Below are 18,122 nucleotides of genomic sequence, written 5' to 3' on the forward strand. Positions count from 1 at the left end.
ATGCCCGTGCCCCGGGGTGGATATGCGGGGCTGTGCAGGTCGTAACGGAGTGCTCCTGCGGCTCTCATACGGGGGTGTCGTACCGGACAATGGGCCTGTGCTGGAGATGACGCGCGAGGAGTTCGAGGAACTGGTCGCCGAGGCGCTGGACCGGATTCCGCCGGAGCTGACGCGGCTGATGGACAACGTCGCGGTGTTCGTCGAGGACGAGCCCCCGGCGGACGATCCCGAGTTGCTCGGGCTGTACGAGGGGACTCCGCTGACGGAGCGGGGCGAGTGGTACGCCGGGGTGTTGCCGGACCGGATCACGATCTACCGGGGGCCGACGCTCAGGTTCTGCGGCTCGCGGGAGGACGTCGTCGCGGAGACCGAAATCACTGTTGTTCATGAGATTGCCCATCATTTCGGGATCGACGACGCGCGGTTGCACGCCCTGGGATACGGATGACCGTGCGCGTGTCCTCTTGTGGGCGGCGGGAGTTGGGCATGTTGACTCCTTCACCCTCCCCGGAGGTGGCTGCCCGTGCGCCCCTTGCTCGTACCCGTCCGCCTGGCCGCCACTGTCGTGGCCTTCGCCGCTGCCGCCGGCTGTATGAGCGTGGGTGACGACGACGGAGGGCGGGCCAGGCCGTCGCATTCGGCGGGGCAGCGGGACGGTGCGGCGCCCGGCGGGGGTTCGGTGGGGCCGGACGGTGGAGCCGGGCACGGCCAGGCCGCGGGTGGGGCCGAGGACGGGCGCGGCAAGGGCGGGAAGGGGCACGGCACGGCGAAGCCGGGGGAGTCGGCCTCGCCGTCGGAGTCGGCGGACGTCCCCGGGGCGAGTGCGTCGGCTTCGGTGCCGGGCGGGCCGGGGCGGACCGTGGGACCCGGGGGTCCCGCGCCGACGCCTGCGCCGCCGAGCCCGACGCGGACCACTCCGGCGCCGGAGCCGCCCCCGCCGTCGCCGGAACCTCCGGCGTCTCCCGAGCCGACGGTTGCCGAGCCGTCGTCGTCGGCGCACGAGGAGCCGAGGCCGCAGCTGGTGCACCGCGAGCCGGCGCCGGAGGCCGGGGCGCCGGCGTAGGTACCGGCCCCAGGGCCGCTGGGCTGGGGATATGGGCTCGGTTTGCCATGGGGGGTGGTGGGTGCGTATGGTGGCAGATCGTTTGATCCCATTTGCCCGGCGCCAACGCAGAGCGCGCCGTGTGGCGCGTACTCTCCCTTGCCGTGGCGGACCGCATTGAGGCGGTCGTATTGCGAATCACGGAGTTGACGGGCGCGTGCCGACGAGACTCCGGAAGGTTTCGCATACGCATGTCCATTTCCAGTACTGATCACGTCGTCGTGCCCGAGAACGAGGCCGTCGAGGAAACCCCCGAGCTGACCTTCGCGGACCTCGGCCTTCCCGAGGGTGTCGTGCGCAAGCTCGCGCAGAACGGCGTGACCACCCCCTTCCCGATCCAGGCGGCGACCATCCCGGACGCCCTGGCCGGGAAGGACATCCTCGGCCGTGGCCGCACCGGCTCCGGCAAGACCCTCTCCTTCGGCCTGCCGACCCTGGCCACGCTGGCCGGCGGTCGCACCGAGAAGCGCAAGCCGCGCGCCGTCATCCTCACGCCGACCCGTGAGCTCGCCATGCAGGTCGCCGACGCGCTGCAGCCGTACGGGGACGTCCTCGGGCTGAAGATGAAGGTCGTCTGCGGCGGTACGTCGATGGGCAACCAGATCTACGCCCTGGAGCGTGGCGTCGACATCCTCGTCGCCACCCCCGGTCGCCTCCGCGACATCATCAACCGTGGTGCCTGTTCCCTCGAGGACGTGCAGATCGCGGTGCTCGACGAGGCCGACCAGATGTCCGACCTGGGCTTCCTGCCCGAGGTGACGGAGCTGCTCGACCAGGTTCCGGCGGGCGGTCAGCGGATGCTGTTCTCCGCGACGATGGAGAACGAGATCAAGACCCTCGTCGACCGGTACCTCAACGACCCCGTCTCGCACGAGGTCGACGCGGCGCAGGGCGCGGTGACGACCATGTCGCACCACATCCTGATCGTGAAGCCCAAGGACAAGGCGCCGGTCACGGCGGCCATCGCCTCCCGCAAGGGCCGCACCATCATCTTCGTCCGCACCCAGCTCGGCGCCGACCGGGTCGCCGAGCAGCTGCGCGACGCCGGCGCCAAGGCCGATGCGCTGCACGGCGGTATGACGCAGGGCGCGCGCACGCGGACGCTGGCGGACTTCAAGGACGGCTACGTCAACGTCCTGGTCGCGACGGACGTCGCGGCGCGCGGCATTCACGTCGACGGCATCGACCTCGTCCTGAACGTCGACCCGGCCGGCGACCACAAGGACTACCTGCACCGGGCCGGCCGTACGGCGCGCGCCGGGCGCACCGGCACCGTCGTCTCCCTCGCGCTGCCGCATCAGCGGCGCCAGATCTTCCGGCTGATGGAGGACGCGGGCGTCGACGCCTCGCGCCACATCATCCAGGGCGCGGGCGCCTTCGACCCGGAGGTCGCCGAGATCACCGGCGCCCGTTCGATGACCGAGGTGCAGGCCGAGTCCGCGGGCAACGCGGCGCAGCAGGCCGAGCGTGAGGTCGCCCAGCTCACCAAGCAGCTGGAGCGGGCGCAGCGCCGTGCCGCCGAGCTGCGCGAGGAGGCCGACCGGCTGGTCGCCCGGGTCGCACGCGAGCGGGGCGAGGACCCCGAGGCGGCGGTGGCCGAGGCGCAGGCCGCGGTGGCGGAGGCCGTCGAGGTGTCCGTGCCCGAGCAGCCGGTGGCGCGGGACGTGGACCGGGCCGAGGCTTCGTCGTCGTACGAGCGTCGTGAGCGCCGTGAGGAGCGGGGTGACCGTGGTGGCTTCCGTCGGGATGACCGGGGTGACCGTGGTGGGCGTTCCTTCGAGCGTCGGGACGGTGACCGGGGCGGGTTCAACCGGGACCGCGACCGTGACCGTGGCTTCGAGCGCCGGGACGGCGAGCGCGGCGGCTTCCGTCGCGACGACCGGGGCGACCGTGGTGGCCGTTCCTTCGAGCGTCGGGACAACGACCGTGGGGGGCGTTCCTTCGAGCGCCGCGACGACCGTGGTGGCTTCCGCCGTGACGACCGGGATGACCGTGGCGGGCGTTCCTTCGAGCGTCGGGACAACGACCGTGGTGGGCGTTCCTTCGAGCGTCGCGATGGTGACCGTGGTGGGCGTTCCTTCGAGCGCCGGGACAACGACCGTGGTGGCCGTCCCTTCGAGCGCCGCGACGACCGCACCGCCGGGCGCCGTGACGAGCGCGGCGGCCACCGCGGCAGCGACCGCCCGTTCAACCGGGACCGCCAGGGCGACCGCCCGGGCTTCCGCACCGGCGGTCACGAGCGTCCGTACGGCCGCCGCGACGACCACCGCAGTGGCGGTTCCTTCGGCCGCCGCGAGGACAAGCCGCGCTGGAAGCGCAACGGCTGACGTCCGTAGGCAACTGAGCCACTGAGCTGTGAGCGCCGTGGCCCCATCCTTTTGCCGGGTGGGGCCACGGCGCTTTTTCGTACCTGCACGGGGTGTCGAAAGCGCGTTCCCATGAGCTGTGGGGTCCCTGTATGATCGGCCGACTTCTGGGAGGGATGTGACGCCGGGGGCCGGGACCACCCGGGAGGGCGTCGGTACCCTCCGCTACTTCTGGGGAGGGTCATCTTGGCTCGTCGTGTCTCCGTACACCGTTCCCGCGCGAGACGCGCGGCCGTCGCCGTCACCGCATCGGTGGCGCTGGCAGCCGGGGCCGGGCTGCTCCCGGCGGCGTCGGCGGTGGAGGTACCGCAGGAGACCGTGGTGCCGGCGATGCTGCGGAGCTCGCCTACGGTGGGGTCGCTCGTCGGGACCACCGACGTCCAGTACGGCACGGACGCATCCGGTGCCCAGGGCTTTTTCCATCGGATGGAGGGCCACTCGGGGATCATGTGGACGCGCTACGCGGACGGCACGTCCGTCGCCGCTCCGCCGACCGGGGACGCGATGCTCGTCCACGGCACGGGCAGCGACATCCTCGCCTACCGCTACAACGACGGCCGGACCGACCTGTTCGACGCCGCAGAGGGCACGAGCCGCACCGTCCGGATGTCCGAGGGACGGACCCTGTTCCGTTTCTACGGCAGTACGGCGGTCACCTACCGCAGCGTCACCGGCGAAGACGGCACGACCACGGCACAGGACCTGCGTCTGTCGACCGTGGGTGAGGACGGGGCCATGGTCGACACCGAGATCGGCGTACCCGCGGGCATGGTGCTGGGAATGCCGCGGGGCGCGGACGCGACCACCATCTTCTTCATGGCCCGGCTGGACGGTACCAACCGCATCGTCGAGGTCGACCGGGCGACGGCCCGGGTCCGCAGCTGGACCCAGCCTCTGCCCTCGGGCTTCTCCTCTCTGAGGTTCTCGTCGGACCACGTGGCGCTGTACGCCGGCGTGAGCAGCCCCAAAGCCCTGGTCGTGCCGCGCTCCGACCTGTCGGCAGACCCGGTCGAGGTCAGCCTGGACGCCGGCACCAGCCCGGGGCCGGCGGAGGGCCTGGCCGTCGTCGGGGACTGGCTCGTCCACCGGCCCAGCGGGGGCCGGGTCGTGAAGGCGGTGCCGATCGCGGGCGGCCCCTCTGTCTCCCTGCTCACCTCTTCCAACCAGGGCGTCTCCACCCCCGCGGACGGAACGGCCCTGTTCGTCGGAGGTACGACCGCCGACGACTGGGGGTTCCAGCGCATCACCCCGGGTGCGGAGGGCGCGGCGCCCGTCGTCACCCAGGTCAAGGCGCTGCCGAAGCCGCCGTACAAGATCCAGGGCCTCGCCCTCGACCAGGGGCGGCTCTTGGTCGCCGACGACAGCTGGGGCGGGTACCGCGACACCTACGTCCGGACCGTCGCCCCGACCGGCACGCCCGAGTTCGGTGCGCGCTCCTCGTACGACGGAACCGACATGTTGCTCCACAGCTGCCCGACAGCGGAGGGCGGCTGCTCCCTGTACGGCACGGCCGACAACCGTGCGGTCTGGCTGTCGAAGGACTCGGCGAGTTACGACCGGCTCCGGGTCAACGGGCCCGGCCAGTACGACTTCTGGGAGCGTGGCGTCCCCGCGGGCGGGCGGATCACCGACGTGTCCGGCGAGTACCTGATCCATACGACCGCGGACCAGCTGACCGTCCTCAAGATCGACAGCTCCGGCGTCCCGGCCGTCACCCGCGCCTCGGGCGCAGCCGCCCTCTCCGGCGACGTCCTGTGGACCGCCGGTGCGACGGTCGGCAGCGTCACCGCGTACAACCTGACGGAGAAGAAGACCACCGAAACCCTCACCACCGACGCCGGCTGCACCCCCACCGAACTCCAGGCGCTCGGCCGCTACCTGTACTGGACCTGCGACGGCCGCGCCGGTGTATACGACCGTACGGCGAAGAAGTCCGTGCCGGTCCCGGCGGACGAGGCGAAGCTCGGCGACGGGTACGTCGTCACGCACGACAAGGCCGCCGGGAAGCTGACGCTCACCACGGTCGCGGACGGCACGCCCGCGAGCCGGGTCATCGGTGACCTGCCCGACACCGGCGTCTCGCAGCGGGACGTGCGCTGGACGGTGGACGAGTCCGGCGCCAACGCCGCGTACGTGGACGGCCAGGAGCGCGTACACCTGGTGCCGTCCGGGGTGCCGCAGCAGCCGCTGCGCCTGCTGGCGCCGCCGCGGTGGAACGCGGAGTACGTCGAACCCCACACCGTCGACACGACACCGGACACCCTGACCACCCTGCTGCTGTCGAAGCCGTCCGCGAACTACCGGGTGACCGCCCGCAACCGTGCGACCGGCAAGGTCTACAGCGACGGCAGGGACGGCGGGGCCGCCCGCGGCGAGCTGAAGGTCGGCTGGTTCGCCGTCGACGGCACGCAGCCCGGTGACGCGTTCCTGCCCAACGGCACCTACGACTGGACGGTCACCGTCACACCCGCCGACGGCGTCGGCGCGCCGCTGGAGGTGCGCGGCACGGTGCGGCTGCGCGACGGCAGCCCGGTGCGCCACGACCACGTGGGCTCGTCGGGGTACCCGGACGGCATCGGCGACCTGCTCACCCTCAACTCCTCCGGCGGCCTGACCTTCCAGCAGGGCACGGGCAAGGGCGCGTTCTCCGGCAAGGTCTCCGGCAGCGGCTGGGCGACGAGCGTGCGGGCGGTGCCGGTCGGTGACCTGAGCGGCGACCGCTGCAACGACGTTCTCGTCAGATTCAGCAGCGGGACGGTGCGGCTGTACAGGCCGGCCTGCAACGCCGCGCTGACGCCGTCGACGCCGTACACCACGATCTCGACGGGCACCGGCTGGAACCAGTACGACGTGCTCACCTCGCCCGGTGACGTGAACAAGGACGGGCGGCCGGACCTGATCGCCCGCACCGCTTCCACCGGCGCGGTCTACCTCTACAAGGGCACCAGCACCGGCAAGCTGTCGTCCCGCGTGAAGCTGTACGACAACTGGAAGACGTACAAGAAGGTCGTGGGCGCCGGGGACCTGAACGGCGACGGCATCGGCGACCTGGTCGCGCAGGACAGGACCAACGCGCTGTACCGCTACTACGGCACCGGCAAGGGCACCTTCTCCTCACGGGTGAAGCTGTCTGCGAGCTGGGGCGTGTCCTACAACGCGGTCGTCGGGGTCGGCGACATCACCGGGGACGGCGCGGCCGACCTCGTCGCGCGCGACACCGCCGGTGTGCTCTACCGCGTCCCCGGCACCGGCAAGGGCTCGTTCGGGTCGCGTGTGAAGATCGCGACCGGCTGGCAGGGCTACAAGGGCCTGTTCTGATGCGCCTGTTGTAACAAGCTGTGACGCATGTCACGCCCCTGGTGAGGGAATCGCTGGGGGCATGACAGATGACGCCATACGCAGTGCGCCGCCCTCGGACGAGGAGCGGCTGGCCCAACTCGGCTACCAGCAGGTCCTCGCCCGCCGGATGTCGGGGTTCGCCAACTACGCCGTCTCCTTCACGATCATCTCGGTCCTCTCCGGCTGCCTGACCCTGTACCTGTTCGGCATGAACACGGGCGGCCCGGCGGTGATCACCTGGGGCTGGGTCGCCGTCGGCCTGATGACACTGTTCGTCGGCCTGTCGATGGCCGAGATCTGTTCCGCCTACCCGACCTCCGCGGGCCTGTACTTCTGGGCCCACCGGCTGGCGCCCGCGCGGTCGGCCGCCGCGTGGGCGTGGTTCACGGGCTGGTTCAACGTGCTCGGCCAGGTGGCGGTGACGGCCGGCATCGACTTCGGGGCGGCGTCCTTCCTGGGCGCGTACCTGAACCTGGAGTTCGGCTGGGAGGTCACCCCCGGCCGGACGATCCTGCTCTTCGCCGGCATCCTGATCCTGCACGGCCTGCTGAACACCTTCGGCGTACGGATCGTCGCTCTCCTCAACAGCGTCAGCGTGTGGTGGCACGTGCTGGGCGTCGCGTTGATCGTCGGCGCGTTGACCTTCGTACCGGACGAGCACCAGTCGCCGTCCTTCGTCTTCGGCGAGTTCGTCAACCACACGGGCTGGGGCAGTGGGGCGTACGTGGTGCTGCTGGGTCTGCTGATGGCCCAGTACACCTTCACCGGCTACGACGCCTCCGCCCACATGACGGAAGAGACCCACGACGCGTCCACGGCGGGCCCGAAGGGCATCGTCCGCTCCATCTGGACCTCCTGGATAGCCGGTTTCGTGCTGCTGCTGGGCTTCACCTTCGCCATCCAGTCGTACGACGGCGCCCGCACCTCGCCGACCGGTGCGCCGCCCGCGCAGATCCTGCTCGACGCGCTCGGCGCGACCGCCGGCAAGCTGTTCCTGCTGGTGGTGATCGGCGCGCAGTTGTTCTGCGGGATGGCGTCGGTGACGGCCAACAGCCGCATGATCTACGCCTTCTCGCGCGACGGCGCGCTGCCGTTCTCGCGCGTGTGGCACACGGTGAGCCCGCGCACGCGGACGCCGGTCGCGGCGGTGTGGCTGGCGGCCCTGGGCGCGCTCGTCCTCGGCCTGCCGTACCTGATCAATGTCACGGCGTACGCGGCGGTGACGTCGATCGCCGTGATCGGCCTGTACATCGCGTACGTCGTCCCGACACTGCTGCGACTGCGAAAGGGGGCGGCGTTCGAGCGGGGGCCGTGGCATCTGGGCCGGTGGTCGACGGCGGTCGGAGTCGTGGCGGTCGGCTGGGTCGGCGTGATCACGGTCCTGTTCATGTTGCCGCAGGTCTCCCCGGTCACCTGGGAGACGTTCAACTACGCCCCCGTCGCCGTCCTCGTCGTCCTGGGCTTCGCCGCGACGTGGTGGCTGGCGTCGGCACGGCACTGGTTCCTGAACCCCGCCCATGAACGCACAATGGCCCGTGAGGCGTCGCGTTCCGGGGCGCCCGACCCCGTTGATCCGTAACGCCCGTGGTCGCCTGTCCGCGCCCCGACGAGGCCGTGTCCCGGATACCCGATCGGCGACACGGCCTCGTCCGGCTATGCTCGGGGAGGCAACATCGCCTGGGCCGTTAGCTCAATTGGCAGAGCAGTGGACTTTTAATCCATTGGTTGTGGGTTCGAGTCCCACACGGCCTACCGGAGAGCCCCAGTTCAGACCGTGTCTGGACTGGGGCTCGAGGTGTTTGCGGGGCGTTGGAGATCGTTAGCTGGCCCGCTGCTGGCCCGAAGGGCAGACGATCAGGACATGAAGCGGCCCTGGCCAGCGACGGGGGACGCCGGTAGGGGCCGCGGGTTCGGTCAGGGCTTGAGCCCAGACCTAGTGCCGCGGCAGGCAACGTTTGCCCGTCAAGGAGCGGCGTCCGGTGCGTGCTCTCGGCGTGCCGGCCGGAAGTCCTCGTACTGGACGTACTTGGGCTTTCGGCCGGTGCGGCGAGAGGGCGTGCCGGGCGTCGCGACGGGGCGAACGTTGCCTGCCGCGGCACTAGTAATTACCGTCAGGGCTTGGGCGGGGTGACGAAACCCCGCACAGGCCGCTCCTGCTGCGGATCGCGGGAGTCGGGCTGATGCGCGCGCTTCCACGCCGCCACCAGCTCCGCGTACCGCGGGTCGATCCACTCAGCCATGCGACACCTCCAGCCGTCAGCCTACGGGCGGCTGGGGCTTCGGCATGGGACGGATCGTGCACTCGGGCGCGTGCTGGCACTTCGCCGCCACAGACACGAGCGTTTCGTCAGAGGGCGGCCCCCACAGCTCAGGATCCGCATCCCAGCCGAGTTCCGTGATCTTCTCGCGGGTCCGGTTCAGGATCGGCGGGTCGTAGTGCGTCGGGTCGTAGCCGGGGTAGTGGTGGACGAAGCTGCCGAGGCTCTCGCACAGCTCCGCGTACAAGACGGTGTGCAGGATCAGTGCGTGCCATCTCTCGTCGACGATGCGGGAGAGGGCCAGCCCCGTGGTGGGGTTCTTCGCGCAGGCCGTCACGAACTTCAGCGCCTCCTCGACGACGCGGCCGGCCATCTCCTCGGGCATGTCCGGGTTGGCGTCCAGGACGGTGCCGCGGCAGCTGGAGAACTGCTGGTCGGTGATGAGGAGCCGCGGGATCGCGGGCACTGGGCCGGGCTTGGGGTCCGGGTCAGGGCCGGGGTTGGGAGGTACGCTCATGGGTGATCTCCATCGCTCGTTGCGGATGGGGATGGCCCGCCCGGGCCGGGAGTTCTTGCCGGATCCACCGGCCGGCGGGAGCCCGTGTAGCGGGGCATGGGCGTTGTGGGCAGCGCGGCCCGCACTCGTACACCTCCACGTCGAGGACATGGGCGCCGGACTTGCCCTGTGCGATCCCGGCGCTGACACCGCCACTCATCAGTGATGCGCTGCACCAGCAGCAGGCCCATCCCGAGTACTGCGCGCGGGTCAGCTCCGTGGCGGCCGGGAGCTCCGGGTGCCACGTCATCGGTTCGTCCCTGACTGCGCTCCAGCCCGCACTCGTCGGTAGCGAGGCCTGGGGTGTTGCGACACCGGCCGCGATCAGCGTCCCTTTCGGATCGACAGGCGGAGCAGGGCGCGGCCGGTGTCGCAGGCGCTGTCCTTTTCGGTGCGCCTGCACTGCTCACAGCCCTCTGTGTGATCGAAAAGGACGCGCATGGCCTGCTGGCCGACGCACGTTCGGCACGCCCGGGGGAACCACTGGCATTCGCCGTCGAGGCGCCTCGTCTTTCGCGGGCCGAGGTCGACGGCTGTCTCCGGGGTGAGGGCGATGCCGTCCCACACACACGTTGTGCCGCGGATCTGCTGCTCTGACAGACCGTTGAGGCTGGGGAGAGGCGGTTCGGCGAGTGCACTGGCAGCCGGCGTGCTGGTGGTGTTCATCGCACGGCCTCCAACCCGCGTGTCGGCGTCGGCATCTGGTACACGAAGCCGAGCGCCTCGGCGAGCTGGGTGAAGAGCCGCTGTGCCTCGGCGCGGGACATGACCAGGTCGGCTGTACCGCGCAACTCGTCGACCGCGTACAGCGCGAGTGGCACGCGGACCTCGCCGGTGGCGCTGACGGTGGTGAGCGCCTCGTGGCGGCGGGTGGAGGCGTGCAAGCGGGCAGGCAGTAACTCCATGTCGTGCCCCGTTCGGTAGGTGACTGAGTGCGGAGCGTCACCGTAGGGGCGTGGGCAAGAGAGAAGGGGGACAGATTGTCCCCCTGTCCCAGACTGTCCCCCTGGTCAGCCCGTTGCGACGCCTACCTTCTCGGCGAGCTGGCCGGCCTCCGTGCGCATGGCGCGTGGGGCATTGCGCCACAGGTCCGCGGCGACATACCGCGCGGACGGCGTGTACGAGACGGTCTCGGCGCTGATCCGGTGCGCCATCTGCATGACGTGCAGGGCGGCCGTGCGGTCGCCGCGCTGGAGGTGCCCGCGAGCAACCTCCACCCACAGGCGGGCGCGGCGCTCGCCGGAGGGCATGGTGTCGGGGTCGATGTCGTCGGCCAGGCCCAGGGCTTTCGCGGACTTGCGCAGGTCGGTCGCGACGGAGATGGCGTGGAAGTCCACGTTCGCCCGTCCGAAGACCGTGCTCGGGTGTACGTAGCTGGCGGGCAGGGACTTCGCGACCTGGTCGCCCTTGTCCCAGTACCGCCAGGCGTCGCCCTCACGGCCCTCGCGGGCGGCGGTGACGGCGGCGTGCAGCTGGAGTGCGCCGTAGATGCCGCGCCAGTCCTCGGGTGCGTCGTCGAGGTGGGGGCGGATCAGGTCGGCGGCTTCCAGGACGACGCGCAGCGCTTCCTCGGGGTACGCCGTCTCGCGCAGGATGTTGCCCATGTTCCAGGCCGCTGCGGCGATGGCCGACGGCGCATCGGCGTCTTGCGCGGCGGACAGGGCGCGGTCGGCGACGACCCATGCCATCTCGGCTGGGGCGACGTAGGCGGTGGCCTGTCCGGTGAGCCGGTAGACGTCGGACAGGGCGACGAGGGCGGCCCGCCGTTCGTCGCCGTCGAGCGTGCGCACGGTCGCCTCGGCGTCCCGGATCAGTTCCGGTAGCTGGGCGCCGACCTCGGTTCGGTTGTGGGGCGACGTGTGCCATTGGCGCCAGGTCTGGTCCACACGGCCCTGGAGGATCGACGGATCCCTCGGAGCGTCCGAGCTGCGCGTGGCGAGGGTGCGTTGCATGACAGCGGCCCAGATGGCCGGCATGCCCGGGTGGTTGAGCCTGCCGAGCGGCACTGTGCTCGCTGGGCCGTCGTCGTTGCCAGTGATGACGGACAGATCGTGCACCTGGAGGGCGGCGGCCAGTCGCAACAGCAGCTCGTGACTGCGCAGTTCGCGGTCGCCCGCCTCGATCTTCTTCAGCCAGTCGACGCCACGGCCGCAGAGCTGGGCGAGGGCAGCCCGGGACATTCCGCGGGACTCCCGTAGGACCCTGATCCGTTCGCCGACGCCGAGTTCCGCTGAGAGATCCACGCGTGCCCCCTCGGGTGCCGGTGCCGTTGGGGCCAGGGTACGGCGGCCGTCAATGGCCACGGGCATGACGAAACGCCCCCTGCATTGCCGTGTGGCAACGCAGGGGGCGTTCGCTGTTCAGCGGGCGAAGAGGGCGATGGTTCCGAACACGTTTCGATCCGGCCGACCGCGGTGTTGTTGACAGGGGTGAGCTCACTCCACTGCGTCAGGGCCCGAAGTCCAGGTGCCCAGCCCGATCTCGGCAGTGATGCCGGGCCCGAAGCCGGCCATCAGGCCGCGGTCGCCGTCGAAGGCCGATGCCTCGTCGAACATGCGCGCCGTGGCGTCGAGCACCACCGCGCTCGCGATGTTGCCGTATTCCGTGAGCGTGGCACGGCTGAAGCGGAACGCTTCGGGGGGCACGTCGAGGAAGCGGCTGAGGTCATCCAGAATGCGCGGTCCACCCGCGTGGATGATGTAGAAGTCCAGCTTGCCGGCGTTCCACTCGTGCTCTTCCGCGAGCGCGCTCAAGGCCGGGGCGAGGGGCTCCATGGTGCCGGGCACACGCTTGTCGAGCTGGAAGTGGAAGCCGGTGGAGCGGACGGCGTAGGAGATCCAGCTCTCGGTGTTCGGGATGACGTACGAGCCGTTGCCTTCCAGACGGATTCCGGTGCCGCCGTTGCCCCGGACCACGGCGGCGGCGATACCGTCACCGAACAGGCCGTTGGACAGGAGCGACCCCACACCGACATCAGTGGGCTGGTAGCACAGCGAGCAGAATTCGCAGGCGACGATGAGCACATTGGCGTCGGGGTACGCCGTGCAGAAGTCGTGGGCCCGGTTGACGGCCGCACCGCCCGCGGCGCAACCGAGTTGGGCGATCGGCAGCTGCCGCGTCTGTGGCCGGAAGCCCATCGTTTTCATGAGCCAGGCCGTTGGCGGCGGCATCATGAAGCCGGTGCAGGAGACGTAGATCATCAAGTCGATCTGCTCCGGCTCGAGTTCGGCGTGACCGAGTGCCTGGGTCACCACGGCGGGGACGCGAGCCTTGGTTTCGGCCTCATAGATGACACTGCGTTCGTCGAAGCCAGGGTGCTGCAGCACCCTTTCTATTGGCTGTATGAGGTGGCGTTTCCGCACCCCGGTGTGGGCGATCAGGTCGAGGACGAGGTCGAGTTGCGGATGGTCGCTGTGCAGCCTGCGAGCCAGTTCGAGGGTTTCGTCGTTGGTGATGACGTACTCGGGGACCGCGATTGCCGGTTTGCAGAGAACAGCCATGAATCTCCTCCTCGCGGACTGGATCCATACGGTGCGGTTCTGCACGGGGTGAGGTTCTACGACCTGTCGTGGAAGGGAAATTCCACGCGCGGGGACGGGGGCGGCATTACCTCGCTACCAGGTGACGGGCAGTGCGAGGGGATAACGCCAGATCGACGTTGTGTTCCAGCGCACTTCTTCGGCCGCTTTCGCCAGCCGCATTTCGGGAAGGCGTTGAAGAAGCGATCCGAATGCCACCTCGAGTTCCGTGGCGGCGAGCGGGGCGCCGAGACAGTGGTGCCCGCCCCAGCCGAAGGTCATGTGCTGCGGACCGGACCGTTCCAGGTCCAGCTCGTCAGGCCGGTCGAACTTCCGGCCGTCCCGGTTGGCCGTCAGGTAGGACACGTGCACGATGTCCCCTGCGCGGATGGTCACTCCGCTCAGTTCCACGTCTTCGGTCGCGACGCGGGGAATGCCGACTCCCTTACGGAAGGGGATGAATCGCAACAGCTCGTTGATCGCTTGCGGGAGCATCTCCGGGCGGGCGCGCAGCACGGCCAGCTCATCGGGTCGAGTGAGCAGCGTGTAGGCGATGTTCGCGATCTCGTACGTGGTCGTGTCCTGGCCGGTGATGAGCAGGACCATCGCCATGACGGTCAGTTCCCGGTCGTCGAGGATCTCGTCCCCGTCCCGGGCGGTCGCCAGGGCGCTGATCAGGTCGTCCCCGGGATTCTGGCGCCGGTGCGCGGTCAGCGTGGCGAAGTACGCACGGAGGTCGGCTTTGGCTCGTACGGCCTTGTCCCGGTTGTCGACGCCGATGTCCATCATGGTCCGCGCGTGCGCACGCAGTTGCGACCGGTCGGCCTCGGGGATGTCGAGGACCTCGCAAATCGTGGTCAGGGGCAGGGGATTCGCGAGGTGCTCGACAAGGTCGGCAGGCGGGCCGTATTCCGTCATCCCATCCAGCAGTTGGTCCACCACGTGCTGGGTGCGAATCCGCATGTGCGCCATGTGGCGCGGTGCGAACCCCTTGGAAATCAGGCTGCGCAGACGGCTGCTGGCCGGTGGGTCCATCAAGTTGATCGCTTCGTCCTGAACGATGGGCTCCGGGGTCATCCGCGGGAAGTCCCGGCCGATGATGGCATTCCGGCTGAAACGCCGGTCGGTGGTCACCGTCTGCACGTCCTCGTAGCGGGTGACGAGCCAGGCTTCCTCCTCCCCGTGCGGAAGGCGGATCCGGGCGACAGGCTCCTCGGTCAGCAGCTGCTTGAGCTGCGGATCGAATTCGAGGGCTTCGGCGAATTCGAAGGGACAGTGCCGTACGTTCGAGCCGTGTTTCATATGCAGCTCCATGTGTGGGACATAGAGGGCAAACCGCAACATTTGGGCTGAACACGGCATTAGTACCCGATCGCCAGTGGAGTTACACGCGCCGCTGCCCGCCCCGGCATCCTGGGCATGCCATGGCCGCACATCGCGGGCCGCGGACGGCTGCGCTGAGCGTCACGAGAACGTGCGGGTCGACCCGCGGATTCGGCTGAGTCCCCGTGAGTTCCACCATGGTGACTTGGCGGGCGTCGACGCGATGGCGCAGTCGTGCGGCATCTCCACCGGGAGCCGCCCGCCGGCTTCGCCGCAACTGCGCGGCGCCGCGCGCAGGATCGCCCCGCGCACCCCCACGGGGCCCCGCCGTTACTCCGACGCCGCGACCGACGGACCCACCGAGCTCACCACCCCACGCCCGTCGCCGTGAGTGGTTGTTCGGTCCAGAGGATCTTTCCGGTCGGGGTGTAGCGGGTCCCCCACCGGGCGGCGAGCTGGGAGACGATGTACAGGCCCCGGCCGCCCTCGTCGACCGTGCGGGCGTGGCGTAGGTGTGGTGCTGCGGCGCCGGTGTCGTGGACTTCGCAGGTCAGGGTGTCGGTTCGGATGAGGCGAAGGCGTACGGGGGGTGTGCCGTAGCGGACGGCGTTGGTGAGCAGTTCGCTGACGATGAGTTCGGCCGCGTAGGAGGTGGCCCCGTCGACGTGCCAGGCCGCCAGGTGGTCGCGTGTGAAGCTCCGGGCCCGCGCCGGGCTCGTCGGGTCGTGGGGCAGTTCCACGGCGGCGGCGTGGTCGGTCGGGAGGGCCCCGTGCGGGCGAGCAGGAGTACGGCACCGTCGGCATCGCCGCCCGCGGGGAGAGCGTAGACCGCCGCGTCGCACAGATCCCTGAGCGGGCGGTCGGGATGCGCCACGGCCCGGCGTACGGGGTCGGACGCGTCGGCGCCCTCCGACCCGAAGGCCCCGGTGCGGAAGGCGAGAACGCTGCCCTCGTCGAGCGGGACCGTGGTGGCGGCGAACGGGACGGGCTCGCCCGCGCCCAGGGGCGGACCCTCCGGCAGGTCGGGAAGGAAGGTGTGGCCGTCGGGGTGTACGACCAGGGGTGACAGGCTTCCGGCGCGCGCGAGCGTGCACGTGCGCGCGAACGGGTCGTAGACGCCGTACAGGCAGTCGGCCGTGACGGGCTCCTGGTGCGCGGTGCGCTCCGCGGCCAGCCGGGTGACGGTGTCGTCGAGGCGGGCCAGCAACTCGTCCGGATCCAGGTCGAGGACGGCGAGGGCGTTGATGGCCATGCGCAACTGCCCCATCGTGGCGGCGGTTTCGATGCCGTGGCCCACCACGTCGCCGACGACCAGTGCGGTGCGCGCACCGGGCAGGGCGATGGCGTCGAACCAGCATCCGCTGCTGCTGCCCGGCACGTGCACATGGGCGGTCTCCAGGGCCGGCGGGCTCGGCACCCGATGGGGCAGCAGCCGGCGCTGCACGGTCGACGCGATGGTGTGATCGCGCTCGTAGCGGCGGGCGTTGTCCAGGCTGAGCGCGGCGTGCGAGGCGAGGTCGGTGGCGACGGTGACGTCCCGCTCGTCGTACGGATCGGATCCGTGCAGGCGGTACAGGCTGACCAGCCCGAGCACCGCACCCTGCAGCGTCAGCGGAACGGTGAGCAGACTGCGGGCGCCGAATGTCTCGATCATCAGGGCCTGCGCGGGGTCGGCGGCCAGCCATTCGGTGGCGTCGCTCAGGTCGGCGAGCCGGGACAGGAGATCGGACAGGCAGCGCGCCTGCGGTGTGCGGTAGGGCGTGCTGCGCACCTCCCCCTCCGGCCGGGGTGGCGTGGTGTCCGCCCCGCATGCGGCCGCGCACCGGAGCGGGACGCCGCGCCCCAGCGGGGCGGGAGGTGGCTCCTCCCCGCGCAGGACGTCGTCCACGACGTCCACCACCGCGATGTCGGCGAACCCCGGCACCAGGGCCTGAGCGCACTGTCGGCAGGTGACCGTGACATCGAGGCTCCGCCCGACGGCCGCCCGGACCGCGGCCGACGCCACCTCCCGCCGCCGCGTCCGGTCGCGCTCGGTGACGTCCTGCACGGCCACGACCAGGCCGCGGAAGCCTGCGCCGAGGTCGTCGAGACCGTCGAGACGGTGCGCGGACAGGCTGTACGTCCGGCCGGAGGGCGACCCGTCGGCCCGGTGGTACGCATGCTCCAGCAGAAGCGGTGACGAGTCGCCCAGCGCCTTCCGCAGTTCCCGCTCGACCTCGCCCGCCTGCTCGTCGTACGCCGCACTGGTCCACCGCACCCGCAGGTCCTCGTCCAGGACGTACCAGGTGGCAGAGGGCAGCGGAGCGGGCGATTCCGGGTCTTGGAAGTCCGACACGCGCTCTCACCACCTCGCCTCCACGATCCGACACCGGCTGGGCCTCCGCATCCGGAAGGTGCTCACCGAGGAGGGCGCCTCGGTGAAGCGCGTTCTGGTGAGCGGGAGTGTGCTTGGCGTGACGCGCGTGTCCGCCAGAGCGCCGTGGGGCGAACGGAAATCCTGACGTCGAATGCGTGACCTCTGCGGTCGGGCTTCGTTGGGTGGGGGAGGAGATCGTCGGGGCGGAGCCGGGCCGGGGGTGGGGATGAGCGGGCTGCGCAAGGTCGCCGAGCCGTTCGTTGTGTCCGGCCCGTCCGGGGTGGCGATCCGTACCCGGATCAAGCACCTCACCGCGCAGGACGAGACGGTTCTTGCGCTGGTCGGCGCGCATCTGGGTTCGCTCGCCTCGCGGGACCTCAAGGCGCGGTGCGCGGACGGTCTGGAGCACTCCACCGACCGGTGGGCAACGCGTAAGCGTGAGCTGACCCCGCTCTCGTCGGCGCGCTGGGCCGGGGCGATCACCAAGGCGTCGCACGACCAGTGGGCGCTCGCCCGCCGCTGCCAGTCGGCTCACATCCGCACTCTGGAGGCCGGGATTGCCACGATCGCGCACCGGCTGGCGCAGCCGGTCGGGCAGAAGGGATCGAAGAGCGCGCCGGGCGGCTACCGCTCCCGGCGGTTCTCCTACGACCTGTCCGGCACCGCCGGCCACCGCGATGCCCAGGTCCGGCACGCCCTGACCCGGCTGCTGCACTGGGCCAAGGGCTGCGGTGTGGCCGCGATCGCCATCGAGGATCTTGGACTTCGCGGCGGAGAAGACCCGCGAGAAGCACGGCCGCAAGAAGCGGTTCCGACAGCTCATCTCCGGCATGCCCACCAGCAGGCTGCGCGCCCGGCTGTCCTCGATGGCCGACGCCACCGGCATCGCGATCATCGCGGTCGACCCCGCGTACACCTCGAAGTGGGGCGCCCAGCACTGGCACAAGCCCCTCACCAGCAAGAACCGCACCACCACCCGCCACGACGCGGCCGCCGTGGCGATCGGCAGGCGCGCCCAGGGACACCCGATCCGGCTGGGGGTACCTCCCAGGCCCTTAAGACACTGGGGGAGGACGGCACCGCCCCACACGACCGGAGCGATCGTGCGGGGCATCGGACCGTCCAGGCCCGACCGGAGGTCCCTGGGCGTGAGGGACCCCGCCCCCGCATTCCCGGACCACGGACACGATCCGTGCGCGCCGGGTGCGGAGCGAACGCGGGGAACCAGAACGCCCAACACCGTTCGGGGCGTTCGGCTGAGCACGGGCCCTGGCAGCAGGACCCACTCCCGCTCAGTCTCTAGG

Annotated in this window: 14 protein-coding genes, 1 tRNA gene and 2 pseudogenes; 8 read left to right on the forward strand and 9 right to left on the reverse strand. The window is 70.5% G+C overall.

The window, feature by feature from the left end; all coding sequences use genetic code 11:
- Positions 1–97 precede the first annotated feature (97 nt).
- From ACKTSN_RS24610 to ACKTSN_RS24635, 6 genes are all read left to right on the forward strand, one after another.
- A complete protein-coding gene (locus ACKTSN_RS24610) occupies positions 98–448 on the forward strand; it encodes a metallopeptidase family protein (RefSeq protein WP_409471091.1) in 351 nt (116 codons plus the stop codon).
- 75 nt (positions 449–523) lie between these two features.
- Positions 524–1,063 carry a hypothetical protein gene (locus tag ACKTSN_RS24615; protein WP_409471092.1) on the forward strand — a complete coding sequence of 180 codons (540 nt, stop codon included), beginning with the start codon at positions 524–526 and terminating at the stop codon, positions 1,061–1,063.
- 230 nt (positions 1,064–1,293) lie between these two features.
- Positions 1,294–3,429 (forward strand): DEAD/DEAH box helicase, encoded by a 2,136-nt coding sequence (locus tag ACKTSN_RS24620; protein WP_409471093.1) that lies wholly within the window; start codon positions 1,294–1,296, stop codon positions 3,427–3,429.
- A 225-nt stretch (positions 3,430–3,654) separates the two neighbouring features.
- Complete coding sequence (locus ACKTSN_RS24625; RefSeq protein ID WP_409471094.1) at positions 3,655–6,786, forward strand: FG-GAP repeat domain-containing protein; 3,132 nt, start codon at positions 3,655–3,657, stop codon at positions 6,784–6,786.
- A gap of 61 nt (positions 6,787–6,847) precedes the next feature.
- Positions 6,848–8,386, forward strand: coding sequence for an amino acid permease (locus ACKTSN_RS24630; protein ID WP_409471095.1), 1,539 nt, complete (start codon positions 6,848–6,850; stop codon positions 8,384–8,386).
- Between the two features lie 100 nt (positions 8,387–8,486).
- Positions 8,487–8,559 (forward strand) — tRNA-Lys (locus tag ACKTSN_RS24635).
- 359 nt (positions 8,560–8,918) lie between these two features.
- Here the strand turns inward: ACKTSN_RS24635 and ACKTSN_RS24640 are convergent.
- The 7 genes from ACKTSN_RS24640 to ACKTSN_RS24670 all read right to left on the reverse strand — a co-directional run bounded on the left by ACKTSN_RS24640 (position 8,919) and on the right by ACKTSN_RS24670 (position 14,441).
- Positions 8,919–9,047: a hypothetical protein gene (locus ACKTSN_RS24640; protein WP_409471096.1), complete on the reverse strand. Its 129-nt coding sequence runs from the start codon at positions 9,045–9,047 to the stop codon at positions 8,919–8,921.
- Positions 9,048–9,063: 16 nt separating this feature from the next.
- Complete coding sequence (locus ACKTSN_RS24645; protein WP_409471097.1) at positions 9,064–9,582, reverse strand: hypothetical protein; 519 nt, start codon at positions 9,580–9,582, stop codon at positions 9,064–9,066.
- 363 nt (positions 9,583–9,945) lie between these two features.
- Positions 9,946–10,287 carry a hypothetical protein gene (locus tag ACKTSN_RS24650; RefSeq protein WP_409471098.1) on the reverse strand — a complete coding sequence of 114 codons (342 nt, stop codon included), beginning with the start codon at positions 10,285–10,287 and terminating at the stop codon, positions 9,946–9,948.
- Positions 10,284–10,526 carry a hypothetical protein gene (locus ACKTSN_RS24655; RefSeq protein ID WP_409471099.1) on the reverse strand — a complete coding sequence of 81 codons (243 nt, stop codon included), beginning with the start codon at positions 10,524–10,526 and terminating at the stop codon, positions 10,284–10,286. The genes ACKTSN_RS24650 and ACKTSN_RS24655 overlap by 4 nt, the downstream gene beginning before the upstream one ends.
- Positions 10,527–10,631: 105 nt before the next feature.
- Positions 10,632–11,864, reverse strand: a complete 1,233-nt coding sequence (locus tag ACKTSN_RS24660) for a helix-turn-helix domain-containing protein (RefSeq protein ID WP_409471100.1) — start codon at positions 11,862–11,864, stop codon at positions 10,632–10,634.
- Between the two features lie 192 nt (positions 11,865–12,056).
- On the reverse strand, positions 12,057–13,121 hold the full coding sequence (locus ACKTSN_RS24665; protein ID WP_409471101.1) for a type III polyketide synthase: 1,065 nt from the start codon (positions 13,119–13,121) through the stop codon (positions 12,057–12,059).
- A gap of 114 nt (positions 13,122–13,235) precedes the next feature.
- On the reverse strand, positions 13,236–14,441 hold the full coding sequence (locus ACKTSN_RS24670) for a cytochrome P450 (RefSeq protein WP_409474911.1): 1,206 nt from the start codon (positions 14,439–14,441) through the stop codon (positions 13,236–13,238).
- A gap of 226 nt (positions 14,442–14,667) precedes the next feature.
- On the opposite strand from ACKTSN_RS24670, the gene ACKTSN_RS24675 reads away from it, so the two are divergent.
- On the forward strand, positions 14,668–14,853 hold the full coding sequence (locus ACKTSN_RS24675) for a hypothetical protein (protein ID WP_409471102.1): 186 nt from the start codon (positions 14,668–14,670) through the stop codon (positions 14,851–14,853).
- Here ACKTSN_RS24675 and ACKTSN_RS24680 read toward each other — a convergent pair.
- Together ACKTSN_RS24680 and ACKTSN_RS24685 are read right to left on the reverse strand one after the other, a co-directional pair.
- The gene (locus ACKTSN_RS24680) at positions 14,828–15,304 is read right to left on the reverse strand and encodes an ATP-binding protein (protein ID WP_409471103.1); all 477 of its coding nucleotides are present in this window, start codon (positions 15,302–15,304) and stop codon (positions 14,828–14,830) included. The two genes, ACKTSN_RS24675 and ACKTSN_RS24680, sit on opposite strands and share 26 nt — an antisense overlap.
- Positions 15,304–16,797 (reverse strand): annotated as a pseudogene (locus tag ACKTSN_RS24685) (PP2C family protein-serine/threonine phosphatase); the annotation flags it as partial. The pseudogene ACKTSN_RS24685 and the gene ACKTSN_RS24680, both read right to left, overlap by 1 nt.
- A gap of 247 nt (positions 16,798–17,044) precedes the next feature.
- Here ACKTSN_RS24685 and ACKTSN_RS24690 point away from each other — a divergent pair.
- Positions 17,045–18,121, forward strand: a pseudogene (locus tag ACKTSN_RS24690) (hypothetical protein).
- Position 18,122 lies beyond the last annotated feature (1 nt).

Origin of the sequence: Streptomyces flavusporus (assembly GCF_046267975.1) — a bacterium.
GTDB classification, from domain to species: Bacteria; Actinomycetota; Actinomycetes; order Streptomycetales; family Streptomycetaceae; genus Streptomyces; species Streptomyces flavusporus.